The following is a 25820-nucleotide window of genomic DNA, read 5'->3' as shown; positions in this document are numbered from 1 at the left end:
TTATAAACTTCTAGCTAATTTATCAGCTTTTTTTATATTTTTATAGATTAGATTCATTAAAATTTTTAGTTTTAGAAGATCTTCAGCTTCTTAAGCGATTCCAAATACTATTATTTTATTTGATATAAAAAAGAGAAGCCGATATCCAGCTTCCCTACATTCTTTGTTTATTGTAATCCTAATTGAGTTAATACATCATCTAGCGTAACGCCTTTATAAGCCGTTTTCGCTTTTGGAGCATTAGACACAGTTGGATTTTTCAGTCCAAAGTTTTTAACAATATAATCCATATCCTTTTTATCTACTACTTTATCAAAGTTAAAGTCTGCTGTTGCTTTATTTGTTCCCCAATATGTTTGTACTGCTAATGCATCTAGAATATCGATTACATTATCTTTGTTTACATCTCCAGCTGCTGCAGTTGGTAAATTAAAGGCTAATCTTTTTCCAACTATTTCACCACGTACATTATTTGATAATACAATTTGTTTATTCATAGTGAAATGACCTGGTACATCAACTGTTAAAGTATAAGGATTTACCTCCGCTTTTAGTCCTTCAGTGATATACTGTCCACTCTTGTTTAAACTTGATGGAGTAACAGTTGTTTTACCATCGTAAGAAGTAACCTTTATATTTGCACCAACTTTACTTAGATCGATTGAATAAATAGATTGACCCAAGGAATCCTTTGCCCCTTCAACTTGTACTGTGCCATCTAGCCTTGAGTATGTTGGTTTATATTTAATACTTTCCATGTATGAGTAGACATTATTAGTCTCTACATTTGATTGATCAATCGTAGAGGCTGTCATTGTATACCAGTTGAAAGCAGATCCCCCATAAAGTCCATCCGTGAATTTTTTAGCAGTTTTAAGGTCAAAATTAAATAACTGTAAGTCTTCTGGTAATGCTTTGTTTCCTAAATAAGTGAATATAATTGTGTAGTTTAAAATACTTCCTGATGGTGCCGTTGTAACTGACACTTGCACATCACCATACTGCTTAACTGCATCATTTACTACTACATTCTCAATTGAAGCAAGGTTAGGATCAACTGGTATTGTAATTTTAGATGTTTTTAAGTTTTTAACATTATTTGAACGAACACTATAATTGACTGTGTCTCCATTTGATACAATTTGTTTATTTGCTTTTAAATAGTAATAAGGTAAATTGTGATCCACAAACACTACTCTTAACATATTAAAAGCATTTCCTATAACGTTTCTTGCATAATCCATTCCATAAAACTGAACTTGTAAAGGTGCAGCTTGTTTTCTAACTACAAGTTTATCTGTGTAATTCCCATTTTTATCTGTATAAATTGGTGCTTTCGGCCATGGACCATTATAGAATGTAACAACTGAATTGTCTGATTGATCAACTGGAAAACCTAGTTTACTTGCTTCTTCTGTTTCAGGATCATTTAAGTCAATGTTAAAGTCATATAAGAATTGTCCATTTGAATCAAATTGACTATCATTATATTCAATTACTTTTTGATCTAATGAATCAAAGCTAGAAGTCATAGTTGGTGCACCTTGGTCATAGATGAACTCAGAAGATTTTGTAAATGTTTTACCTTGTTCATTTGATCCAACCATCTTTATTTTATAGCGTCCTGGTTGTGCAATTTCTGGTTGATAGCTAATCGGATTCTTTGAATCACCAGTAAATGGATAATATGTTCCAGTAAACCCTCTTGTAACATAATAAGTTTGATTTTCGTTCAGTAATATCGGACTCAATGAGCCTAATAATCCTAGATCTTCACCTGTAATAGCATCTTGTAAAATAATATCTAATGTTTTCATATGCGATTTTAATGCGAATGTAAACGATTCGAAAGGCCATGCATTTTCCGGCCATGCTGTATCAGTTGAAAACATTGGTAAAGCGTCAACTGAATCAATTCCTTCATTTACTACTCGGCCACCAAATGGAATTTGATATGTTTCAGATGAATCTTGAGTATTCGTAAACGTAATATACCCTTCATACGTACCTTTTTCAGCTGTCTTTGGAATGTTTAAGTTAAATTTAATTGATTTTTGACTAATTCCATTTAATTTAACTGTAGTAGGGCCAGATAAAGTTACATTGTTCTGAGCAGCATCCTTTGAGCCTCTAAGGCCAGCTTGGAATTTCACATCTACATTAAATGTTTTTTCTTTTTCGCTACGGTTCTTTAATGTAACAGTACGCGAATCAGCAATATCTTGATCATCAAATCCAAATGAACCAAAGCTCATTCCACCTGTTAATTCTTGAATTGATTTTTGTTTTCCATCAATGATTGTAGGAGTTTTATCAACTACTTCTAATTCCACATTTGAATGGATTGCTTCATAAGCATCTACTCGTCCACTTCCTGCTTCAAAAACACTATATGCTTTTGAAAGTGGGTCTGCTGTGTTCATTAAAATAGATTTAATATCTTCCGGTTTTAAATCTTTATTTGATTGAAGTAATAATGCAGATACGCCTGCTACATAAGGTGTTGCCATTGATGTACCTGATAAACGCTCATACGCATACTTGTAATCTTCTGATTTTGTTCCATCTACTGTTTTGTCGTTTACATAGAATGGTACAGTTGAAAGAATTGACACACCAGGTGCAGTTACTTCCGGTTTAATATCATAGTTTACTCGAGATGGACCTCTAGAGCTAAATGACGCTAATTCATCTGAAGCAGTCTTTAGTTTTGTGAAATCACCAAATGTAAAGTCTGTTTTTCCGGCTTTAATTGCAGCAGCGATTGTATTACCTTCATCATTTGAAATTGAAAACGCAGGAATCGCATCGACTGATTCACCAAGGAATGATTGTATTGCACCTTCTGCTTTATTCGTTTCATCGTTATACATTAAAACTCCAGCAGCGCCTTTTGCTTTTGCATTTTTGATTTTGTCTATCAATGCAATCGAACCACGTTTAATGAACGCAATCTTACCGTTTAGATCTTTTCCATTAAAATCTGCTGGGTTTGCTAGTCCAACATCAACAAGTTGATATGTTTTACCTTTTAATGTAGTTAAATCATCTTTATAATTTCTTGCTAATTGTCTTAATGAATAATTTTTACCATCTTGTACACCTGCATATTGATAGATATCAAGTGCGATAGATGAAGCACCAACTGTTAAAGCTAATGCTGCTGTACCAGGTGAACCAACCGTGTACATTTGATCCCCACTATTCCCTGCTGCAACAACTGTCGTTACTCCACTTAATACGGCATTGTTTACCGCAATTGAAGTCGCATATAGTGGGTCATTTAACGTTGCACCTAATGACATATTAATAACATTCATACCATCTTTTACAGCTCTGTCAATCCCGGCAAGAATTGCATCAGTTGTCCCGCTACCATATGGACCAAGTACCTTATAAGAATAAATATCCGATTCTGGAGCCGCACCAATAGTTTTATATTCACTATTCGCTTTCCCACGACCGCCAATGATTCCCGCTACATGTGTACCATGCTCAGTATAGTATGCACTGCCACTCACAATTTCTGCTTGGCCAGATTTTTTCCAATCTGCATACGTTGTCTCCATTGGATCATTATCATTGTTTACGAAATCATATCCACCTTTATATGCATCTTTCAAATCTGGATGGTTATAATCAATACCTGTATCTAAAATCCCTATTTTAATTCCTTTTCCAGTAAATCCTTCTGCATGTAATCGATCTAAAGCGTCATAAGGTGTATAGTTTCCAACATTTGCTTCATCTGCTTTTAACTGATCGTTTTCCTTAGGAGGATCAATTGAAAATGTTTGGTTACTCCAAACTGTTTTTACAGCTTTTGATTTTAATAGGTTTTTAATTTGATTTGCTGGTAGTCTCATTGAAACACCATTAAAGGCATTTTTATATGAACGATTAATCGTATAATCTACCTTTTTAGTTTTGCCATTTTCTAATACTTGACCTACATCTTTAGCAAATGTTTCATGATCTTGATCGACTAAGTTTATTGCTTCAGATGCAGTTAATGATTTACCTTCTACACTTGCTTCGATTTGAGCAACTTTAGCAGGTTTATTTGCAAACTCAACAATAACACTTGTTTGTTCCGTTGAGTTTAAATTAATATCTGAAGAAATTTGAAGACCTGATTGTTCATTAGTCGAAAGCTGTTCAAGTGCTGATCTTTGCTCTGAAGTTAAGTTTGCTAAAATATCTTCTACATTTCTTGGACTTGCTGCTTTAGTACTAGTAGTTACTTGTCCAAGTGAACCAAGAATAAAACTAGATGTTAAAGCTAAAACGGTAAAGCTTTTTAAAAACTTTTTTTCTGTCCTTTTCCCCATTTCTCTTCCTCCTAGAAAATTTACAACAAGGTAGAAATCTACATTGAAGTACAAAAATATTCTTACTTTGACAAAAATATGGATTATTTCCCAAAAAATAAACAAATTGTCTGTTTATTCAACTTCATTATTGAGAATTTTCAATCTTTTATCAATCGGGTTATCGAGTCCCTATATCACATGGTTTATAGAATAACCCGAACAAATTCCGACAATTTTCTTGTCTGAAGTTTATAAACATTTGTTATAAATTTTGATATTTTGAAATAAATTCCATTTACTTATAACAAAAAAAGTCTATAGACAACGAATACTCGTTATCTATAGACTTTTAATTTAAAGCTTTATGCATCAATTTAAAGTTTTTGTCTACTTCAATTGCCTTTTCATATTCTTTTTGCTCGATATAGTGATTATATAAGATCTTTCCATACTGCTCAAAAAACGAGGTATTATTAGTGTCTATAAGCTGTGGCACCACTACTTCAGCTAAAAATTGATAATATTGACTTGAATTTTTTTTACTTTTCAAAGCTAATAATTTATACAGATTAAAATAGATTGGACATGATTTTTTAGCTAACTTTGTCCCTGTTTCTATTTTTTCTAAAAGATTCTTTTTTTTCAATAACTTTGCATCTAAACATGCTTCAGTAAAATGATATAATCGCCTTAAATATTTTATTGATGATTTATCAGTTAGTAAAAATGCTTCTTCAAAGAAACTAACTGCTTGATCAAATTCCTTTCTTTTATAAAACTCTTCTCCTAAGTTAAATAAAATATTTATTTTACTTTCATGAGCACCTAAAATGACACAATTATGAATCAAATCCTTATAGTTTTCTACTAACACTAAAAAGTCAATGTCTCTTTCACTGTCCAATTGCATTAGCATTAAGATTTGAGCATTCATAGCACTCACATGATTATATGTTTTATTAAAAAATTGAAGAGCTTTTTTTGCATATGTAAATGCGGATACTTTCGCTTTTGCATGATGATATGCTACTGCTAAGTGATAGTAATACTCTTCATTATTATACTCTGCTATTTTAATTTGTTTTAAAAGGTTCACAGCAGTTTGACATTCTTCACCGTGGGCAGTTCTAAATGTACTGATACAGTATATTCCTTTAATGTGTAGAAGAACATTCTTCTCATAATTAGATAATGTCTGAAACTCTTTTTCTACGTAATCAATTATATTTTTTGCTTCTGTAAACATATTTTTATGAAGATAATATCTCCCTTTTAATAGCAGATAGTTTGCAGCATGTTTTGAAGCCAGAATGAACGGATTTTGATCTAATACTACTTTTACTCCTTCAATCTGTGGTGTTCTTTGCATAATAATTGCTTGATTCCACTCATTTAAATGCTTCTCTATAAGATAAAATGATTCAATTTCTTTGTTTATATCAATTTCTAACTTTTGAGCCAATTTGTAAATAATTTCTTCTGACAAAGTAACTTTTCCACTTTCAAACCTACTAATATACGCTTTACCACAAATTCCTTCACCTAAGTTAGACTGACTAATTCCTTTTTTCTCTCGATAATATTTGATGATTTCTCCAACTAACATATTTAGCCTCCTCTATATTAGGCAACGTTCAAATTGAACAAAAAAGTATCATTTATTGTAAATTTTTCTAAATATAAGAAAGCACTTGATAAATCTAATGTTTTGATTCAACATTAGAACGTATTATTTTTCAATAACATTAGACTCAATCGCGAAAAATAGAATAATACTATTAGTTAAACCCAATTCTATATTTGCAAAATGATTAAGTAAATTTACAGTTTTTAAATATAACTTCACGATTTGTAATATAAAAATTGAAATAAAAAATCTATATTGGAAAAGTTTTAGTTCATGTATGAAAGCATAAAGGTGGTAAATGTAATGCATTTAGAAAAACTAGAGATTTTAGTAGAAGTCGCTAAAACGGGGTCGATTTCAATCGCTGCAGAAAATCTTCATGTAAGTCAATCCGGTATAAGTCAAGCGATTACTAAAATAGAAGAAGAGCTAGGAATAAAAATCTTCAATCGATCTAGATTAGGGGCAAGATTAACAGTGGATGGGGTACAAATCGTGGAAAAATCACAAGAAGTACTCCTAAAATACGCAGAATTAAAAGAAATAGCACAGAAAAGTAAAGATACCCAACTCAGTGAACTTAGAGTTTCCATGGTACCTGCTTTTATTAATTACTTATTAACACCGTTAGTTGATTTTAAAAACCAACATTCAAATTTGCACATAGACATATTAGAAAACACTACTGAACGTACAATTGAAATTGTTAAAAAAAATCAAGTAAATATAGGAATCATCTGTCTTTACGAAGGCATTATGAAAGAATTAGAAGAATTTCATTACGAAGGATTAGTACCTGGAATGATGAAAGTATATGCAAAAAAAGATTCCCCTTTTGCCATCTCGAAAAAAATAACTCCTGAAGAAATTCTTCAGCAAAAATTCGTTCTATATAACGGTGACTATATAAGATGGTTTACAAATAACTTCCAACATAATATTGGAAAATTAGATATTTTATTTTCTTCCAACCATCTTGAAGAGTTATTACGAGCAATTTTAAATGGAAATGCTATAACATGGGGACCAAATTTTTCATTAAAAAATCATCCATATTTATCGAATGGTGAACTCGTTGAAATTGATCTCGTAGATTACGAACCTGTGAACTCAGAACTTGGGGTAATCACTTCAAAAAAGAAAAAATTATCGAAAGTTGAAAAACAATTTATCAATTTCTTGAAAACTGAAATCATTTCATCTTAATAAAAAAGGCAACATTTCAAATGTAGAAATGAGCCTTTTTATTTTATCAATATATCTTTCACTTTAAGATTAATTACTTAATGAATCTGATTAATCCAATTCACTCTTTCAAAAATCATTCATTATCATTCGATTGTTCTTTTTCCTTCTTTCTTTTTAGGAAAACAATTAAGCCAATGATTCCTACTAAAAGTAATAATCCGCCTCCGATATAATACCAATAATGATTATTTTTTATTTCAACTGCTTTATTATTCAAATCTGTTGCTTCTTTACCAATCGTAAATAACTCATCCCATTCCCATACTTGAGTTCCGATGATCGCTTTCATCTTTAATCTGTATTTCCCTGGTTCAATTGGATTATTATTTAAATCGATTGCGTAATCAAAATTTGAGTTAGGTGCCATGCTCATCTCAGTTTTTTTCGAATTATATAAAACTTTATTGGAACCTTTCTTAAAGATTTGCGCATCTATACTCATATCCTTCGCAATAGAAGATTCACTATTTTGGATTGTCGCAGCAATTGTTGTTCGATAATTTACTAATTTAGGTTTAATATCAAGCAAATGTAGATCCGGCTCGACTTCCTTACTGTTTTCCGATAATTTTATTCCAACCACATATGCATATTCATTTTTTATATTAATGCTCTCACTTTTGGAACTTTTTTCAGACTCATCAATCTTTTTCTTAAAGTGGGCTGCTCCTAATATAACTCCATTATATTCTTCTTCCGGCATTGTAATCGAAAATGACACTACCTTTGATTTACCTGATGGAATAACAACCTCTTTTTGAGGTTCTTTTATTAAGCTAGTTAGTGGATACTTTAAAGATTGATCTGCATCTTTACTATTCGATTTAGAGTAATCAATCAGTCCATTATCATTAGTCGTTGCAAAAGTAATATTCGCTTGAATTGTTTCTTCTTTTTTACTATTATTAAAGACTTCAATTTTAAGATCCTGTTTTTGTCCTGGACTCATTTTTAAATCAAAATAAGATTTCAGATGATCAATTTGATTTGTCGGAATGATTGCTTTTACAGAAAAGTCGATATTATTCTCTGCTTTTACAGATAGAGGGATGAACGATAAAGTTAACAGAATAGCAGAAAAAATTAGCAATAATTTTTGACGTATAAAATCCATTTATATTCCCCCTTTAGAAAATAGAGACTTTATATCATTTTCACTATAAGAGATTTAATGATGCTTCATCTAGTAGGTTGAATATAATATAAAGTCCATTCCATTAATTGTTATTTTTCAAATTAACTACTATAAACCCGGTGCATCCGTTAATGTCCACGTAATAGTTGCCTCATGATTACCAATTGTTGCTGAGCCTGCCGGTATCGACAAAGTGACATTATCATTTAATGCCCCATCATTCACTTCCGGGTTTGGTCCAAGCCAACGAGTTACCCATGTACCATAACCATTTCCTTGTGATGCGGAAACAACAGATGATGCTGTACTTCCATCTGTATTTAAGGCAATTGTTTCAGTTGCTACCGGAGAGCCACTTGTACTTAAAGAGATTACGGAACCATTTTTTAATGTAATGACTGCACCAGGAAGAGAATCTGCTGTTCCATTTGTAAATTTACTTGCTTTAGCAGTTACTGACCAACCTTCCCCTGTTCCACGGCGATCTGACACTTGAATAAATGGCTTTTTAGATTTAGCCGAATAGGTTTCTGTTTTATTTGAAATCTCATTTACCCCGAAGTCAACTGATGAAACATAATCTAATGTTAATGAACCAGCATTCCCAGTTGGAGGATCTTTTGGATCAGTAGGACCTGATGGTTCTAATGGTTCAATTGGATTTGTTGGATCAACAGGTGTAACTGGACCAGTACCAGCAACAAATGTAATTGATCCCTTTGAATTACCTACGGATGATACCTCCGCAAAAGTTGTGTGTGCAGTTCCTACTAATGATGACATCCCAATAACACTAACAAGTGCGAGTTTTGTAATTTTCATTTCACTTTACTCCTCTAAAAATTTATTTTTTTGTTTCAACGATGTCATTATATCGTTGTAATAAAGTGATTCCCATGATGTTTTTTACCTTTGGTTTAGGTAAAAATAATACTTTGTCTTCAAAAAAATTTCACATTTAACACAAAAAAACGCATTAATAGGTGCTTATCGTTCTGTGAAATAAATTTTTTTCTGAATTAAGACAGAACATTAGTAGCAATAATAGTAATAAAATGGACAAAATTTATGGGGATATTGAATGGATAAATCAACTAAACGGAAATTACAAATAATCAATATTTTAAGTAAACAGGATAAGTGGTTTAAAACAGGAGAATTAGCAAGTGAGTTATTATGTACTGAAAAAACAATACGAAATGATTTGCAGGCAATTAATTCGAGCTTGCCTAAAGGATGGCAAATAGAAACAATCAAAGGTAAAGGAATTTATATTAATAAACCAATTTCTTCATCAATTAATCAAATTCGTTCAATTTATGTAAAAAACTCATTGAGTTTTCAAGTCATTATGCTCATACAATTTAAACAAATTACTACTATAGCAGAGTTAGCAAACGCTCTTTTTATACAACAACCTGCTGTCTATTCTATACTAGACCGAGTTGAAGAATTATTGGGGGCCTATCATCTAAAATTAAAACGTGGCCCACTTGAAATAGTAGGAAGAGAATTTGAAATTCGCCTATTATGCCGTGATATTCTTGATGCTTTATACGCTCATTCAAATCAAGAATGGCCAATAGAATCATTTACATTCCAAGATATTAAAGAAATTGTTATAGCCACTACAGAAAAATTCAAATTATTTTTATATCCTTCAACAACTAAAAAGTACGTCTATTTGCTTGGAACAATGTTATATAGAATAGATAAAAAAATGCAAATTGAACTAACTAATCAATCGATAAATAAAATTTTAGATTCTGTATTTTTTAAGATTTCTAATGAAATTTGTGATCAATTAGATCATCAATATAAACATCATATTTCAATGAATGAACGAATTGCGTTCTCTTTATTAATGTCAACGCTTCCTTTTCACAGTTTTGATAATATGGAAAAAAATGAATTTTTTTACTTATATCGAAATCAAAAAACACAATATTATAAGGAACTTCACAATTTAATCGAAATATTAGAGGAAAAGACAGGTATATCTCTAAATGAAGACGAAGAATTTCTTTACACATTTCAAGACCAATTTAAGAGGAACTTTCTAATTTTTAACTCAATCGATATAAAGGAACCATCCTATTCAATCGACCGATATGTTCAAAATCAGTATCCTGAGTTATATGGAAATGTATCAGATGCCTTACAAATCTGGACTAAAAAATATTCTTATCCTGAAATTACAAGAGATCGGATTGCAAAAGCTACATTAAATATTCAAGCTTCCAAAATTAATTTATCATCTTCAAGGAAAAAGGTTTTATTATTAACAAGTAATGGTCCAGGAGTTCATCGTTATATTGAAACGAAATTGGTTACTGCTTTTGGTCATAAAATTGATTTTATTCGTCCTAAAATAGGTGAGTTTGAATCAACAATAATAAATGAACTAAACATTGAATTAGTTATTTCTGATTTCTTACTTGAAGGAGAAATCATTCATCCTGTCATTACAATTGATCCTGTACTTACTGAAAGAGATATTGATCAAATTTCAAATTTCTTAAATTCACACTCGACATAAAAAAGTAAGGCACGATCGCCTTACTTTTTTTATATTTTGATTATCTATCTTCCAAGTGTTGTTTAATAAACTGTGCAATCTCAGCATTCGCTTGTTTACTAATATTCGAAGCATTGTCCATTAATTGAAAATCATGGAACATCCCTCTCCAAACTTTGCATGTAACTTCTACTCCTTTAGCATTTGCTTTTGCCGCATAAGCTAAAATATCATCGATTAACTCTTCCCGTGCGCCAGCATGGATTAGCATAGGGGGCAAACCTCTTAAATCACCATATAGTGGTGAAATTAAAGGATTTTTCCGATTATTATTACCTATGTAAGTATCAACAATATTGATATCATTTCCATGATAATTCGCATGAATACTATCAAAATCTGAAGTGTATAATTGACTTTCTTTCGTTAAGTCTGTCGCTGGAGAGATTCCTACAACAGCTGCTGGAATGTTTCCATTTGAAGCCTTTATTTTATTTAACAAAGCAAATGCTAGATTACCACCAGCACTATCTCCAACAATAACAACTTTTGACTTTGGTCCATAATTTTTTACTAAGTAATTATAAACTTTCTCCACATCGGTTAAAGAAGCTGGAAACGGGTTTTCTGGTGAAAGCCTATACTCTATGGTAAGTACTCTATAACCTGTGTCTCTTGCTAAAATTGTACCTAAATTCCTTGAAAATTTTAACCCACCTCTAGACCAACCTCCGCCGTGTACATAAAAAACAATCTTATCTTCTGGAGATCCATTTGGAATTAACCATTCCACTTTTGTTCCTTCAATATTATCACCCTTAATTTTAATATTCGAAGGAATTCGCACTATTTGTTTTTCAATTTCGATTCGTTTTTGCTCTAATGATGCCAATCTTCCTTCTTTTACTTTTTTTATATTTAATGCTCTAAGAGCTTCCGTTGCTTTATCGGGTTTCTCATTTTGATAGATAAGGGAAGAATTAGTTTCACTTTTTACAGTATTATTTGAAGCAACTAAATAATTTCCGATTAACAAACAAGTCACTAGTGAAAGAAATAAAAAAGTTTGTTTCAAATTAGCTCCCTACTTTACTGGTATTTTTTGTCATCTAATATTAAATTTTCCATTTTCTCCTTAATTACTCTGAAATAAAAAAGGTGCACAGAACTTGTGCACCTTTAGCGTGTAGACATTAAAAAGTAGGTAAATTACTTAAATTATTTGTAGGATCACCGTCAGGGTAAGAACGAAGTGTTTTATGTGGATTCTCTCCACGAGTTAGACCGGTGTTCACATCTTCAATTTGTTCAAGTTCTGCCATCGCAATGGCCTGCTCAATCCCAACTATTTCACCATTTTGAAATTTTACATCTGTAATATCACCATCGCCATTTTTTCGTACTGCGACGATATGTAATTTATTTGGATCATCTTGATGTTCAGGATGTCCGATACCACGATTTTGAAACGACATACCAACACACCTCCATTTTTTTGACACAAAAATAGTATGGCGGGTTGAAAATATGTTTATCCTTCCAAATTCTTACAAGACGAAGGAAGATCCCACCTAGTTAACAGATTAAGTTTGTTAAACATTTCACAAAATATACACAGACAATATTGAGCAAACAATATACGATAGTTATGTAATCATTAATCCAAACAACTTTCGAAAGAAGGGAAAAATATGACAAGCGTTTTAGGCATGACAAGAGAAGGCAGATTAATTCATAAAATTGGAGATGGTTATTTCCGATATACCAAATTAAATAAAGACGAACTAAAAACATTAAATACACTTGTCAGTGAAGGTATGGCGACTGTCGTAAAAAAAGGAATTGGTTATGCGGCACTCGTTAAACTGACTGATCAAGGTAAAATTATTAATAATGAGTGTTAACTTTAATTGAAATATATGAATTAATACAACCATGAAAAATCTTAATCGTTAAAAAACCCCTTTATCTATTTTTTACCCCTTTAATTAAAAACTGACATAACTTATGTTTACAATTAAAGGGGTCTTTTTTTGATGCGACAACTATGTTTTTTGTTTCATACTATGTTGAATCATTTGTTTATGCAAATGGCATAATAGATATTATAATGCTAGTTACAACAGTTTAAAACTTGTGCCAACTCAGTAAAAAACTTTAATGACTCTGGATTAGCCATCGAACCTTGGTTAACTACTTTTTCAGGAGAAAAACCTAATAATATTTTACGGATTGGAACTTCTAATTTTTTTCCACTTAATGTTTTTGGAATTTGCTCAACTTCATAAATTTCATTAGGGACAAATCGCGGTGAAACCTTCTGTTTAATTACTACTTTTATTTTTTCCTTTAATTCATTTGTCAAAGCAGCCCCATTTTTAAGTACAACAAATAATGGCATAAATGACTGACGGCCAAGTAGTTCTAAATCGATCACTAAACCTTCCATAATCTCATCAAGTGATTCAACAACTCGATAGATTTCACTTGTACCTAGACGCACTCCATGTCTATTAATAGTTGAATCTGATCTCCCATAAATTACACAACTACCTTTTTCGTCAATTTTAATCCAATCTCCATGTCTCCAAATACCTGGGTAAACTTCAAAATAACTTTCAAGATAACGTTCATTATCTAAATCACCCCAGAAATATAGAGGCATGGACGGCATAGGAGAAGTAATCACAAGTTCCCCCACCTCATTAATGACTGATTTTCCCTCATCATCAAATGATTGTACATGAGCTCCTAATGAACGAGCTTGTATTTCTCCAGCATAAACAGGAAGAATCGGTGAACCTCCGACAAATGCTGTACAAACATCGGTACCTCCACTAGTTGATACAAGCCAAATGTCATCTCTTATATTTTCATATACCCACGAAAATCCTTCCACCGATAGTGGGGATCCCGTTGAACAAATAGACTTTAATTTGGAAAAACTATGTCTATCTTTTAGTTTTATTGCATGCTTCTCACACACGCTTAAGAATCCTGCACTTGTACCAAAGAATGTTACACCTACTTCTTCTGCAAGGTCCCATAATACATGTAGGCTAGGATAAGAAGGGCTTCCATCAAACAATAAAATTGTACTGCCAGATAACAAGCCTCCAACTAATTGATTCCACATCATCCAACCAGTAGTAGTAAACCAAAAAATTACATCATCTTGATTTATCCCTTGTTCAACTACTAATGTCTTAAGTTGCTCAACTAATATTCCACCTTGACTTTGTACAATTGGTTTAGGCAAACCTGTTGTCCCCGAAGAAAATAAGATCCATAGTGGATGATCAAAAGGAACACTTTCAAAAGTAAGTTCACTACTTCCCACTAATAATTCATTCCAAAGAATTGTTTCGTTTTCCATTTTGTATTCATCAACATTCACATATGGTACTAAAATTGTCTTCTTTAATGTAGGTAATTCAGACTGTAGTTCTTCAACGCTTGATAACCTATTTTGCACTTTTCCATTATAAGAATAACCATCCACCGCAATTAAAATAGTCGGTTCGATTTGTTTAAATCGGTCAATTACACTACTCGTTCCGAAATCTGGTGAACAGCTTGACCAAATTGCTCCAATGCTTGCACAAGCTAAAAAGGCAATAATCGTTTCAGGAATATTAGGCATATATGCTACAACTCGATCCCCAGGTTTAACACCTAATTCTCTTAAAGAATTTGCGACCAAGCCTGTCTTTTCCTTAAGCTCTTTCCAACTTATTTCTGTTTTTGGAGTAATTTCAGATTGAAAAATTAATGCAGATTGGTCTCCTTTATCGTTTCGAAATACATGTTCTACATAATTAATTTTAGATCCGGTAAACCATTTTGCGCCTGGCATTTTTCGCTCTTCAAGAACATGATCATATGGTGCATGGGAAATTACATTACAATATTTCCAAACGCTTTCCCAAAAGGACTCTAATTCATCGACTGACCATTTCCATAACTCACTTTGTTTATTGAAACATAGATTTTTTTCATTTTCGAGCCAGTTCATAAAATGGCTAACTCCAGCATTTTCAATTTGCTGCCTAGATGGTTCCCATAATAAAGCACCTTCAGTAATCGCTTTCATTATTACTCCTCCTAAATTAGCAATCTATTTATTTTAATAAGACAGTATGTATTAGCTAAAATCTTTTTTCTAAAAATACTTAATATTTAAAAATTAACTATTATACTATTACACACTAAATTTACTGTCAATATCGAAAATGAATCATCGTTCAACTAAAAGCACACTTTAATAACTCAAATTGAGGAATTTTATGCCCAATGAAAATTAAGTGCATTGTTTGAGCAATTAATTGATCATCATTAAGTTAACAATCTTCACCGAGAGTCTCAGTTAATAACCTACTTAATAAATCATTTTTCTTTTCGTCTTTCTGCAGTCGCCTCTGAAAGGTATGTCCAAATTTCTCTTACACTTCCTCTAACTTGTTCACTAATTTCTTTATGATTTTCAGTCTGGTATGCGAATCAAAGAGGAGAAAGATGTCATGTTCTACAGTTGTTAATGATACATTTGCGAATGGTGATTTCACCTCTCTTGTATTCTCGCTTCAAATTCTATAAAGCTAACTAGATTAATTTCATTTTCTATAAGATTAAAACTAAAATAAAACCAAAAGATAAAACAAAAAAGCAGAGTTGAATTTTTTCAACTCTGCTTTTTACTTGTGTCTATTTTTGGAAAGAATAGGAAAAACTAAATTGAGATTCGATATAGTAAACTCTTGTTCAAACTAGAAAGTAGGTATAAAACATGAATGAAGATTTTTTTGCTGATTATGAAAAATTTGTTGTTCCACCTTTATATAAATACAAAGGTGAGAAACGAAAATTTAATCCTAAAGATTATGCATCTTATTACATCTTAACAGTCTCATTATATGACTCTCTTATATCAAATTGGAACGATGCGGCTAAATATGAAATTGACGTCCGAAACTGTATAGATCATGTACTAAATGACTTTAATGAAAAAAAAGGTGGTAAATATCATCTTCAATTACTCGAATTTGAAAGTGATAAATCCTATTTTGTCATTGCCTTATCTATAAAAAATAAAATTGAAAAAGAAAAAATCAATGGAATTATTTCAAAATATATTGAACAGCTTGTATCAAACTCTTTTTATATTGGACAGAGCTGGTACTGGCTAATTGGCCAAAAAGGAAAAAGAGACCGAAAACTCTTCAATATATCAATAAAAGAATACATGCACTAGCATAATAATTATTCGGCATTATATTTTTCTTTTATCTTATAAAAGGATTTTATTTGATATTATTTTTTCCTAGCCAATTCCTTTCCCATTTTTACTGTTTAAAATAATATCCTCCCCTCTTAAATTTCCCCTTCTAGACAAACTTTAACAAATCCACCTAATCGTTCTTTATACAGAACGTACTAAACCATGTATTTTTAAGGATGTATTCCCACAAAAAAAATGAGCCAATCAACTAAACGGCTCATTTATTGATTTCTGTTATTCAAAAAAAGCTAAAGTAAATTAATTTAGTCCTTTAAACCCATACTTCTCCAATATCTTCATAGACTCGTCATTTTGAAGATATTCATAGAATTGTTTAGCTTCTTTAGGTTGCTTGCTATTCTTTATAACGCCTAACGGATAAATAATTGGGTCATGTGTATTTTCAGCTGCTGTTGCTACAATCTTAACATTTGTAGATGTTAGGGCATCTGTTTTATAAACAATCCCTGCATCCACATTATTTGTTTCTACATAAGAAAGAACTTGTCTAACATCCTTACCGTATACTACTTTTCCTTCAACCGCTTTCCAAACTTTCAAATCTTCCAATGTTTCTTTACCATATTTTCCTGCTGGTACAGCTTCTGGAGTACCGATTGAAATTTTATCCGCTTTCGCAAGGTCTTCAAAAGATGTAATTTGTTTAGTTGAATCTTTTGGCACTATTAAAACTAATTCATTTCCAACTACATCTTTGCCTTCACTCTTATCAATAAGACCTGCTTGTACTAAATTATTAAATTTGTCCTCTGCAGCCGAGAAGAAAAGATCTACCGGTGCTCCTTGAGAAATTTGTTGTTGTAATGCTCCCGATGCTCCAAAGTTAAAGTTTATTTTCACATTCGGATTAGCCTTTTCGAAGTTTGCTTTAATATCATTTAGTGCATCTTGTAAACTAGCTGCTGCTGAAATCGTCAATTCCACATTCTTTTGAGACACTACTTGTTTCTGTGCAGTTGACTTTTTAGCTTGGTCATTTGTTGAACAACCAGATACCACTAGTCCTAATAACAGCATTGAAAAAAATAAAGAAAAAAGTTTTTTCATTCCTCATCTACCTTCCATATTAAAATAAACTAATTATATCTAATTATATTTAGTTATAACTAAATAAGAAATAACTTTTTTAAATTCACATTAAATTTAATAGGAATATGCTTTTTAAAAGCCATTGAGTTAAAATAGATAATGGAGGGATGGAAATGACGATGGAACTTTCCTATACAATTGAAGAAGTGTCACAGTTTTTAAAAGTATCCAAATTAACCATTTATGATCTTGTCAAAAAAGGTGAATTACCTGTATTCCGTGTTGGAAGACAGATGAGAATAGCAGCAAATGACTTGGACAATTACATAAAAAACAATAAAACAAATCAAAATACTATATTGCCTACCTCTGTTTTTGAACCTCGCAGAAGCGATTCAAAGGAATCTAATCATGTTGTTATTAGTGGACAAGATTTAGTTTTAGATATGCTTGGCAAACAGATCGAGAAAAATTCAACTTATAAATCATTAAGATCTTTTACTGGGAGCTTAAACAGCCTTATTTCTATGTATAATGGAGAATGTGATATCGTTAGCCTACACCTTTTTGACGGGGATACAGGTGAATATAATCTACCTTATCTTAAAAAAGTTTTAGTGGGCCATTCATTTATTTTAATCAACCTTCTATCTCGGAAAGCTGGCTTATACGTAAAAAAAGGTAACCCTTTAAAGATTACCACTTGGAAAGATTTAGAACGTCAAGATATAAAGATTGTAAATAGAGAGAAAGGTTCGGGCGCACGTATCCTTCTTGATGAACAACTCCGTATCAACGAAATTTCATCTAAAAAGATTAACGGATATGAGCATGAACAGAGCAATCATTTAAGCGTGGCTTCCGCTATTTCTACTGGAGTAGCAGATGTTGGGGTCGGAATTGAAAAAGCCGCTAAAATTGTTGGAATTGATTTTATTCCATTGATTACAGAGCAATATGATCTCGTTATTTTAAAAACTCCTGCAAATGAACGACTCATCAGTATTGTCAAAGAAATATTATCTTCAAATCAGTTTCAATTAGAGGTTGATTCTTTAGGAGATTATGATACCTCTATGACAGGAAAAATTATATATGAGACAAATTGAAAGAAGGCTACTCAAATTGCAGCCTTCTTTTTTACTACTTATTGGCAAAGTAAAGTCATTCTAAAAAGACCAAATCACTTATGATTTGGTCCTATTTTTTAAAGTTCTTTACTACAAGGAGTTAAAACAAGCTCACATCATACATTGTATTAACAGAAGATTTTTTATTTAAGGATTTAATTTCTTCTTCAATTCCCTGACAATTCCTTACGATTTCTTTTATATGTGAAATAATTTGTAAACATTCAAATGAAGGAATCACTTTAGATTCTTCGTCACACTCAATTAGCTTTATGCCAAATTCAATTTCTAAACTAATGATTGATTCTTTCATGTCAGCTTCATTAATAGAAAATTTCTGTGCTGCAATCGTAAAGGAACCACTCTCTAAAACTTCACATAGATGACTTAATTGTTCAATATTCATTTAGTTCCCTCCATACTCCACGATGTTCTCTTTCTTGTTCTAGTTTTATTATATTAAGTGTTGATGTGATTTTAATTTTGATAAAAAGTATCAATATTGGTTTTTCTGATTAAATAATGATTTTTCGTATATAAATGTGTATGTTATCTCCTTCCTAAAAACCAATTGAACAAACTCAATTGATTCCAACTCCAATAAAGAAAAATTCTACAATTTAAATTGATTTCCCTTTGATTTAAACTTGGGTTATTTTCGCCTTGATTTTATTGAATTTTCGAGTTTGATACTGCTTTTTTCAGGAAAAACCTATGTTAAATAGGCCAATATTATTTTATTCAAATAGAAAAACCACCTATAATTGGTGGTTTTATTAGGGATTCTTTATTCTTGAAATCTTTTTAACTATAAATATGCATTTGGGGTAATTTCGTTAAAAACTAATAATTTTTCCAGTGGCAAGTATGCACTCCACACAAATATTTTGGTCTAGATTTATTTCCTATATTCCAATAGACGAGTCTGTTTGTTACTTAATGAATCTTTCTCTATCTATTCCTTCAATCCATATCCCTATAATTGGTGGTACGTATATTTAGTAAGTTTCTAAAATTTGACATAAAAATGATGGAGAAAAGCTATACAAGCTTGATACTCTCAAGATGTAATAAATAAGATTGGAAACGGAGGTAGCAAAAAAATAATTGCACTTTTGTTTTTTTGTGCAATTTTTCATGAGTCACATGATGGTACAAGCAGGTTCAGGATCTCTAAGTTATTAAGTCTAGTAATATGAAAGGCTGGTACAATTGATTGTTAAATTTCTTATATCCTAGCATAATCATCCCTACTTTTTTTATCCTATTTTTTGGATATCAATTTCTAAAAGGTTCAATAACTCTCCTAAAACTTCTTTATTGGCTAATCTTTGGTATTTACTTTACATGTCTTATTAATTTCACTTTATTTCCTTTCCCCTTTCAAAAATATTTAATTCAAGTAATGATAGAAGATCAGTTAGGATTTAATCATAATTTTATTCCCTTTAAATCGATTGTGGATACCATACCGCCAATTATGGCTCAATTTCAATTGTTCTAAAACAAATTGCTGGTAATGTCTTATTATTCATACCACTAGGATTTGCATTCCCTATTCTATTTATAAAAATAACAAACAGAAAAACGATTTTAATAGGTTTTACATTAAGTCTAGCAATAGAATTAATTCAATCTACTTCTGGACTGTTCCTTGGCTATAACTACAGATCATGTAATATTGCTGACTTAATACTAAATACAATTGGAACAATTATAGGATTAGCTAGTTATAAAGCAAGTTCTAGGTACTTTAAAAGTTATGAAGAATTCGTAGATAAAAACCAAACTTCGTAAATCTCCTATATTTTTAAAAATCCCTACACAGAAAATAGGGGTTGTTAAAGTAATCAACCCCTTTGTTACAAAATATTCTTATTTAAGCTACAATTTCTTTTTTGCTTTGAACCGCTACATTTTTAGTAAGTAAGCTAACAACGACTAAAAATACTAGATTTACAACTAAGCCAATTACACCGATATTCAAATCTTTAATGTATTGAGGCAGTGCTGGAAATAATGATCCAATTGTTGTATTACTTATAGTCACATAAGTAACTGTTGCAACTCCAGTAAAAATACCAGCGAATGCTCCTTGCTTCGTTACAAAGTTCTTTTTCATTAAACTAAAGACAAGTGTTGGGAATAATTGAGTAACTAGACTGTATCCCATTAAAAGTAGAGTTACTAATGTAGTTCCACCATTAAATGTGAAATAAACTGCGAATAAGGCTACCACAGGAACAAGGTATTTAGCTAAAACAGCAACTTGCTTTTCTGTAGCAGATGGTACAAACACTTTATAAATATTTTTTGATATTAAAGTAGCAGATGCCATTAGAATCATCGAGCCTGGCACGATTGCGGTCAATACTCCTGCTCCACCAATGATTCCAACAAACCACGGGTTAAAAGATTGTTTACTTAATTTTAATAAAGACAAATCCGCATCCGGACCTTGTAATCCAGGAACTTGAAGAATTGCTGCAAATCCAACGAAAAATACAAAAAGCAACACAAGTTGGTATAAAGGCATAATAATCGCATTTTTACGAAATACATTTTCACTTTTAGCTGAATAAATAGAGCCGAAAGTATGCGGCCACATGTAAAAACCTAAAGCTGTTAGAAGAACCGTAGAATTAAACCAAGATACACTTAATCCCTCTTTTGGGAGACTTAGAAAACCTGGTTTAGCTTGATCAACTGCTTCAAACATCGCTTGGAATCCACCATAATAATGCAATGGAAGATAGATTCCTAGAAAAAGAACAACACCAAGAATCATAATGTCCTTTAATGCTGCAGTCCATGCAGATCCATGGATACCAGATATCATAACATAGATAGTCACTGAAATAGCACCTATCCAAATCGCAAAAGTTGGTGAAATCAATCCATAAGAAGCCTCCGAAACGATGCTTCCCAACCCTTTTAATTGTAGAACTAAGTAGGGAATTACAGCAGATACACCAACTAGTGAAACTAAAACGCCAAGGCCTTTACTTTTGTATTTACTTGCGAAAAAGTCAGGTTGAGACATTAAATTATTTTCTTTAGCATATTTCCATATTTTTGGAAGCAACCAATATGACATAATATAAGCAAGTGCACCGTAAGCAGTGATGTAGTATGTTGGACCTCCTTTTCCATAAGCCCAGCCACTTCCACCTAGGAAAGTAAAAGTTGTATAGATTTCGCCAGCCATTAAGAGAAAGACAAAAATAGTACCAAATCCTCTTCCTCCAACACTCCATTGCTCAAGATTCATGTCTTTTCCTTTCCTAGCTTGTACCCCTAGAAAAATCGATACAGCAAGAAAGAGAAAAATTATAATTAATGCACTATTCATCTTATCTTTCCCCCTTATTAGCCGAATCTAATTTAAAGATAATCCACATAACTGGTGTTGAAAAAACAGTCCATAGTACAACCCAAAAAAGGAGAAAAGGCATTCCTAATACAAATGGTTCAACGTGGTTTGCCCAAGATGAAAAGCCCAGAATAGCAATAAAAGGAATAAGTGCTAACAAATGATAGATTTTCAAAAATTGTTCCCCACTTTCAATTTAAAATTTATATTAGTTTAAATATTCAGAAAATATAAGTTTAGATTAAGTAGATCCTTGTAAAAAAAGGGTCTACTTAATCATAAGTCTATCAATCTAGAAGCTTAAATGTAGCATGAACAAATAATTTCACACCAATTTCCAATGCGTCCTCGTCTATTGTAAAACGAGCATGATGATGAGGATAAGCAATATCTTTCTCTTTGTTTCCTGCTCCCACATAGAAGAAAGTACCTGGTGCCTTTTGTTGGAAAGCAGAGAAATCTTCACCACCCATGTTTGGTTTCATAAGGTCGAGTGTCTTTTCATCAAACACTTCTAGAATGGTTTCTTCAATAGCCTTCGTAATATGCTCGTCGTTGATAACTGGGCGATATCCAAGCTCATAATTAAATTTGTATTGTGCACCATGTGCCTCAGTTATACCTTTTATAACTCTTTCCATAAGTTCAGGAACCGATTTCCTAAGTTCGGCGTTGAAACTACGAACGGTACCACAGATTTCAACTGAACCTGGGATTACGTTATGAGTTGTACCGCCAATAAACTTTGTAACAGAAAGTACTAGATTATCAAGCGGATCAGTATTTCTAGAAACGATATGTTGAAGATTCGTTACCACTTGGGAAGCTATAGCAATCGAATCGATCGTGTCATGAGGAAGTGCTGCATGTCCACCCTTACCTTCAACAGTGATATAGAAAGTATCTGGGGCAGCCATCATCGGTCCGTAAGCTACACCTACTGTACCTAGTTTCATAGGAGCCCAAAGATGAGCACCAATTATCATGTCTACTCCATCCATTACACCTGCTTGTACCATTTCCTCTGCACCACCGGGGAACAGCTCTTCAGCATGTTGGAACAAAAAGCGAACTTCACCTTTGATCTTATCTTTTAAACTAGTTAAAATTTTTGCTGTGCCTAGAAGCATTGCTGTATGACCATCGTGCCCACAAGCATGCATTACACCCGGATTTTTAGAAGTAAATTCAAAAGTGTTTTCTTCCTCGATCGGTAAAGCATCCATATCTGCACGAATTGCTAGCACCTTGCCTGGCTGAGAACCAATCAGACGAGCCATAACACTCGTCTTTGTTGGACGAGATATCTCTAAATTCCCGAAAGATTGAAGTGTATCATACACGTATTGAGCTGTTTTTTCTTCATGAAAAGATAACTCCGGATACTGATGAAAATGCCTTCTCCACTTAATTACTTCTTCTTTTGTTTGCTCTACTAAACTATCTAATGATATTGTTTGCATAATTGTATCTCCCTCTATTTATTATTAGATAACTGAAGTACAGTATGATAAAGTACATTAGCACCGTCTGTACAATCTTCCTTTGAACTCCATTCAGCAGGATTATGACTTATCCCATCCTTTGAACGGATAAAAAGCATCCCTATAGGGCAGAGACTTGTAAGCTGCATGCAATCGTGCCCAGCTCCACTTGGGAGAAAAAATGGTTCCACACCAATCGTTTCACAAGCAAGTTTTGCTATACCTTGAATTTCATTAGAGCATAATGAAGGTGCAATACGTTGCAGAACTTCAATTTCTAATCCTACACCACGTTGTTCACATAAAATTTTTGATTCTTCTAAAATTCGATTTTCAACCTCATCACGAATTGCCTCATTAACATCGCGAAGATCCAAGGTAAATTCAACCTTCCCGGGAATTATATTGATTCCTCCAGGAAATAGCTGCAATTGACCAACTGTTCCAACCGTTGAACGTGTCTTAGCTGATTCAGTTTCAATTAGTTGAACAATCTGGGAAGCGGCAACTAAAGCATCATTACGGTCATTCATTGGGGTTGTCCCCGCATGCCCTGCTCTGCCTTCAATTGTGAACTTAAGCCACAACGGTCCGGCGATTCCTGTAACAATACCAACCGATAAATTATCGTTTTCAAGCACCTTACCTTGTTCAATATGTAATTCTACATAGGCTTTTACTGATCCAATACTTCTGACTGACTGATCAATTAATAATGGGTCATAACCTGCATCGATCATCGCTTGAGCTACTGTAATTCCTTGTTGATCCTTATTTTGTAGTTCTTCCAAAGTCAGTGTTCCAGCAATTCCTCGACTCCCAATCATTCCAAAGCTAAATCTTGCTCCTTCTTCATCTGTAAATACAATCACTTCAATTGGATGGACTGTTGTGATTCCCTGCTCATTCATCGTATGGAGTATTTCAATTCCTGAGAGAACACCAAGTGGTCCGTCAAAGTTTCCGCCGTTATATACAGAATCAACGTGTGAGCCTACTAGAACAACTGATGCGTTTTGATTAGTTCCTTCTTTACGTCCAATAAGATTTCCAACGGAATCTTCGTAAACTTTTAATCCCGCTTCAACCATATAGGAAGTAACTAATTCCTTAGCTTTTCTCTCATCTTCAGTAAAGGACAAACGAGTAATTCCACCAGACTCTTGTTTTCCTATGGATCCTAATTCCATTAGGCGATTCCACAATCTTTCCTGATTAATCATTTTTCCTCCTACAATAAAGTTTGTATTTTAGGTCTATTTATGGTTATGACCATAACTATATCATTAATCATTTAGTTTGTTAAGTAATAATATTCTGAATATTGTATAAAAACTAAAAAAAATCTTAATCACCTGTCAAAGGCTTATTTTATATATGTTTCTAGGTCTTCCACGCGAATAAGGTGTTTCCTCTCCAATTACCTGAGCAATTCCTTGTTCTTCTAATTCTTTTAAAATTCTACGCGCACTTCTCGGCATGATTTGCATATACTGTGCCAGCTCGTGTGCTCCAATTTCACTCTTTCCTATTTTTTTAAGAATAGATTCTAGCTTACTAAGTGTCGAAATACTTAAAGATGTTTGTTCGCTTATTTTTTGTAGCTCTTTTGAGACATAAGAATAGGTAATTTGTTCTTCTCTTCCCAATGGTCCCGCTATCGTTTGATTATCGAGTGCAACCATCCAACTTCCTTTTCCATACTCTCTAGCATGAAATAAAGCTCTTCCGGCATGAATTTCCGCTTCATAAGCCGTTTTACCAATTCCTATACCACAAGTAATTACTTCTTTCTTTAATTCTTCAAGATCTTCCAAATTCGGTATAATTGAAAATTCATTCGTTATATCCTGTAAAAGCCCTCGTGTTGTAAAAATGACATATCTACCAGGACCAGCAGATTTAAGTGATCCTTGCACTTTATTTGCGTAAACAAGAAGCTTCTCTGCCATTTTAATTTCTATTTTGTAAATTTCATCAGTCGAAAAAGTATCCTTCGCCAATCCAAAATAAGAGTCGATCTCAATCATTTGAACTGCAATTTGGCTTTCTTTAAAATGTAACATCTCATAAGTTCGAAGTGCTAAATTTAGTACAGACTCAATAGCTGACTTAGCAGGAAGTACTCGATAAACAGGAACACCCATTTTCTCAAGTTCTATATGTGCCGACCTGAGACATGTAACTGCTGCTTTCGTTTTTCCACTTTTCCATAACTCATAGTGGTATCCTGCAAGTACCTCCGCATCAACTTCTCCTTCATAATATTTCAAAAATAGGTTATCGGCTTTAATCTCTGCTTCGTCTAAAATACTTTTGAGTTCATCAAAATGGAAGTTATCAAAGCTAATTTGCTCCATTGCAATCTGGTTATGATAAAATATTTGTAACAAGGTTTTATAAAGACTTGGTCCAGTGTGTGGTGTGAAAAACATAGGTTTTGTAATTCCACCCCAACTTTTTGCGATTGCATAAGGGACCTTACCTGAAAAGAGCCAAATATCAAAATCATTTGCAATAGGACTTAATAAATCAATAATTTCCTCTTCTCTCCAATAGATGATCGGGGTACATTCAAATTCTGGGTATTCCTTTATTACAGATTGAATAACATCAATCGAATCATCAGATCCAAGTAAACCTAAACGGATTTTTTTCATCTTT

General features: G+C 32.6%; 20 protein-coding genes. 6 read left to right on the top strand and 14 right to left on the bottom strand.

All coding sequences use genetic code 11. From position 1 onward, the window contains the following. Positions 1-167: 167 nt before the first annotated feature. Both ACFWM3_RS18855 and ACFWM3_RS18850 read right to left on the bottom strand, forming a co-directional pair. Positions 168-4331 (bottom strand): S8 family serine peptidase, encoded by a 4164-nt coding sequence (locus ACFWM3_RS18855; RefSeq protein WP_390312460.1) that lies wholly within the window; start codon positions 4329-4331, stop codon positions 168-170. Between the two features lie 331 nt (positions 4332-4662). Next, a complete protein-coding gene (locus tag ACFWM3_RS18850) occupies positions 4663-5919 on the bottom strand; it encodes a helix-turn-helix domain-containing protein (protein ID WP_056471625.1) in 1257 nt (418 codons plus the stop codon). Positions 5920-6243: 324 nt separating this feature from the next. Here ACFWM3_RS18850 and ACFWM3_RS18845 point away from each other — a divergent pair, with 324 nt between their 5' ends. Further along, positions 6244-7146 carry a LysR family transcriptional regulator gene (locus ACFWM3_RS18845; RefSeq protein ID WP_056471624.1) on the top strand — a complete coding sequence of 301 codons (903 nt, stop codon included), beginning with the start codon at positions 6244-6246 and terminating at the stop codon, positions 7144-7146. Positions 7147-7261: 115 nt separating this feature from the next. On the opposite strand, the gene ACFWM3_RS18840 is transcribed toward ACFWM3_RS18845, so the two are convergent. After that, complete coding sequence (locus ACFWM3_RS18840; RefSeq protein ID WP_056471623.1) at positions 7262-8302, bottom strand: WxLIP family cell surface protein; 1041 nt, start codon at positions 8300-8302, stop codon at positions 7262-7264. 129 nt (positions 8303-8431) lie between these two features. Then, on the bottom strand, positions 8432-9145 hold the full coding sequence (locus ACFWM3_RS18835; RefSeq protein WP_390312458.1) for a WxL domain-containing protein: 714 nt from the start codon (positions 9143-9145) through the stop codon (positions 8432-8434). A 259-nt stretch (positions 9146-9404) separates the two neighbouring features. Between ACFWM3_RS18835 and ACFWM3_RS18830 the strand changes: the two genes are divergently transcribed. After that, entirely contained in the window at positions 9405-10862 is a 1458-nt protein-coding gene (locus ACFWM3_RS18830; RefSeq protein WP_056471619.1) for a BglG family transcription antiterminator, read from the top strand. Between the two features lie 40 nt (positions 10863-10902). On the opposite strand, the gene ACFWM3_RS18825 is transcribed toward ACFWM3_RS18830, so the two are convergent. Both ACFWM3_RS18825 and ACFWM3_RS18820 read right to left on the bottom strand, forming a co-directional pair. Then, entirely contained in the window at positions 10903-11916 is a 1014-nt protein-coding gene (locus tag ACFWM3_RS18825) for an alpha/beta hydrolase (protein WP_390312457.1), read from the bottom strand. Between the two features lie 118 nt (positions 11917-12034). Continuing rightward, positions 12035-12316 (bottom strand): DUF3892 domain-containing protein, encoded by a 282-nt coding sequence (locus tag ACFWM3_RS18820; protein ID WP_056471613.1) that lies wholly within the window; start codon positions 12314-12316, stop codon positions 12035-12037. 216 nt (positions 12317-12532) lie between these two features. Between ACFWM3_RS18820 and ACFWM3_RS18815 the strand changes: the two genes are divergently transcribed. After that, on the top strand, positions 12533-12745 hold the full coding sequence (locus tag ACFWM3_RS18815) for a hypothetical protein (RefSeq protein WP_056471612.1): 213 nt from the start codon (positions 12533-12535) through the stop codon (positions 12743-12745). A 209-nt stretch (positions 12746-12954) separates the two neighbouring features. On the opposite strand, the gene ACFWM3_RS18810 is transcribed toward ACFWM3_RS18815, so the two are convergent. Further along, positions 12955-14934 carry an acetoacetate--CoA ligase gene (locus ACFWM3_RS18810; RefSeq protein ID WP_390312456.1) on the bottom strand — a complete coding sequence of 660 codons (1980 nt, stop codon included), beginning with the start codon at positions 14932-14934 and terminating at the stop codon, positions 12955-12957. 693 nt (positions 14935-15627) lie between these two features. On the opposite strand from ACFWM3_RS18810, the gene ACFWM3_RS18805 reads away from it, so the two are divergent. Beyond that, positions 15628-16092 (top strand): hypothetical protein, encoded by a 465-nt coding sequence (locus ACFWM3_RS18805; RefSeq protein ID WP_056471610.1) that lies wholly within the window; start codon positions 15628-15630, stop codon positions 16090-16092. Between the two features lie 285 nt (positions 16093-16377). Here the strand turns inward: ACFWM3_RS18805 and modA are convergent, their stop codons facing one another. Further along, a complete protein-coding gene (gene modA, locus ACFWM3_RS18800) occupies positions 16378-17187 on the bottom strand; it encodes a molybdate ABC transporter substrate-binding protein (protein WP_390312455.1) in 810 nt (269 codons plus the stop codon). Positions 17188-17342: 155 nt separating this feature from the next. On the opposite strand from modA, the gene ACFWM3_RS18795 reads away from it, so the two are divergent. Beyond that, positions 17343-18278, top strand: a complete 936-nt coding sequence (locus tag ACFWM3_RS18795; protein WP_390312454.1) for a substrate-binding domain-containing protein — start codon at positions 17343-17345, stop codon at positions 18276-18278. A gap of 121 nt (positions 18279-18399) precedes the next feature. On the opposite strand, the gene ACFWM3_RS18790 is transcribed toward ACFWM3_RS18795, so the two are convergent. Then, on the bottom strand, positions 18400-18705 hold the full coding sequence (locus ACFWM3_RS18790; RefSeq protein WP_056471602.1) for a LysR family transcriptional regulator: 306 nt from the start codon (positions 18703-18705) through the stop codon (positions 18400-18402). Between the two features lie 1046 nt (positions 18706-19751). Here ACFWM3_RS18790 and ACFWM3_RS18785 point away from each other — a divergent pair. Continuing rightward, on the top strand, positions 19752-20096 hold the full coding sequence (locus ACFWM3_RS18785; protein ID WP_390312483.1) for a VanZ family protein: 345 nt from the start codon (positions 19752-19754) through the stop codon (positions 20094-20096). 82 nt (positions 20097-20178) lie between these two features. Here ACFWM3_RS18785 and ACFWM3_RS18780 read toward each other — a convergent pair whose 3' ends face one another. The 5 genes from ACFWM3_RS18780 to ACFWM3_RS18760 form a co-directional block, all read right to left on the bottom strand. Beyond that, positions 20179-21651, bottom strand: coding sequence for a sodium:solute symporter family protein (locus ACFWM3_RS18780; RefSeq protein WP_056471597.1), 1473 nt, complete (start codon positions 21649-21651; stop codon positions 20179-20181). 1 nt (position 21652) lies between these two features. After that, entirely contained in the window at positions 21653-21847 is a 195-nt protein-coding gene (locus ACFWM3_RS18775; RefSeq protein WP_390312453.1) for a DUF3311 domain-containing protein, read from the bottom strand. Positions 21848-21959: 112 nt separating this feature from the next. Next, positions 21960-23135, bottom strand: coding sequence for a M20 family metallopeptidase (locus ACFWM3_RS18770; RefSeq protein WP_056471595.1), 1176 nt, complete (start codon positions 23133-23135; stop codon positions 21960-21962). Between the two features lie 14 nt (positions 23136-23149). After that, a complete protein-coding gene (locus tag ACFWM3_RS18765) occupies positions 23150-24379 on the bottom strand; it encodes a Zn-dependent hydrolase (protein ID WP_390312452.1) in 1230 nt (409 codons plus the stop codon). A gap of 135 nt (positions 24380-24514) precedes the next feature. Beyond that, positions 24515-25816, bottom strand: coding sequence for a hypothetical protein (locus ACFWM3_RS18760; RefSeq protein WP_056471589.1), 1302 nt, complete (start codon positions 25814-25816; stop codon positions 24515-24517). Positions 25817-25820 lie beyond the last annotated feature (4 nt).

Origin of the sequence: Gottfriedia sp. NPDC058432, assembly GCF_042721555.1 — a bacterium.
In the GTDB taxonomy this organism is placed as follows: Bacteria; Bacillota; Bacilli; order Bacillales; family Bacillaceae_G; genus Gottfriedia.
Note: the sequence above shows the minus strand (reverse complement) of the source record. Positions and strands in the feature narration are given on the sequence as shown.

What these genes read in the sequence shown, in the direction of transcription:
- ACFWM3_RS18855 (WP_390312460.1), bottom strand. Translation starts at nt 4,331, where the DNA reads ATGGGGAAAAGGACAGAAAAAAAGTTTTTAAAAAGCTTTACCGTTTTA.
- ACFWM3_RS18850 (WP_056471625.1), bottom strand. Translation starts at nt 5,919, where the DNA reads ATGTTAGTTGGAGAAATCATCAAATATTATCGAGAGAAAAAAGGAATT.
- ACFWM3_RS18845 (WP_056471624.1), top strand. Translation starts at nt 6,244, where the DNA reads ATGCATTTAGAAAAACTAGAGATTTTAGTAGAAGTCGCTAAAACGGGG.
- ACFWM3_RS18840 (WP_056471623.1), bottom strand. Translation starts at nt 8,302, where the DNA reads ATGGATTTTATACGTCAAAAATTATTGCTAATTTTTTCTGCTATTCTG.
- ACFWM3_RS18835 (WP_390312458.1), bottom strand. Translation starts at nt 9,145, where the DNA reads ATGAAAATTACAAAACTCGCACTTGTTAGTGTTATTGGGATGTCATCA.
- ACFWM3_RS18830 (WP_056471619.1), top strand. Translation starts at nt 9,405, where the DNA reads ATGGATAAATCAACTAAACGGAAATTACAAATAATCAATATTTTAAGT.
- ACFWM3_RS18820 (WP_056471613.1), bottom strand. Translation starts at nt 12,316, where the DNA reads ATGTCGTTTCAAAATCGTGGTATCGGACATCCTGAACATCAAGATGAT.
- ACFWM3_RS18815 (WP_056471612.1), top strand. Translation starts at nt 12,533, where the DNA reads ATGACAAGCGTTTTAGGCATGACAAGAGAAGGCAGATTAATTCATAAA.
- ACFWM3_RS18810 (WP_390312456.1), bottom strand. Translation starts at nt 14,934, where the DNA reads ATGAAAGCGATTACTGAAGGTGCTTTATTATGGGAACCATCTAGGCAG.
- ACFWM3_RS18805 (WP_056471610.1), top strand. Translation starts at nt 15,628, where the DNA reads ATGAATGAAGATTTTTTTGCTGATTATGAAAAATTTGTTGTTCCACCT.
- modA (WP_390312455.1), bottom strand. Translation starts at nt 17,187, where the DNA reads ATGAAAAAACTTTTTTCTTTATTTTTTTCAATGCTGTTATTAGGACTA.
- ACFWM3_RS18795 (WP_390312454.1), top strand. Translation starts at nt 17,343, where the DNA reads ATGACGATGGAACTTTCCTATACAATTGAAGAAGTGTCACAGTTTTTA.
- ACFWM3_RS18790 (WP_056471602.1), bottom strand. Translation starts at nt 18,705, where the DNA reads ATGAATATTGAACAATTAAGTCATCTATGTGAAGTTTTAGAGAGTGGT.
- ACFWM3_RS18780 (WP_056471597.1), bottom strand. Translation starts at nt 21,651, where the DNA reads ATGAATAGTGCATTAATTATAATTTTTCTCTTTCTTGCTGTATCGATT.
- ACFWM3_RS18770 (WP_056471595.1), bottom strand. Translation starts at nt 23,135, where the DNA reads ATGCAAACAATATCATTAGATAGTTTAGTAGAGCAAACAAAAGAAGAA.
- ACFWM3_RS18765 (WP_390312452.1), bottom strand. Translation starts at nt 24,379, where the DNA reads ATGATTAATCAGGAAAGATTGTGGAATCGCCTAATGGAATTAGGATCC.
- ACFWM3_RS18760 (WP_056471589.1), bottom strand. Translation starts at nt 25,816, where the DNA reads ATGAAAAAAATCCGTTTAGGTTTACTTGGATCTGATGATTCGATTGAT.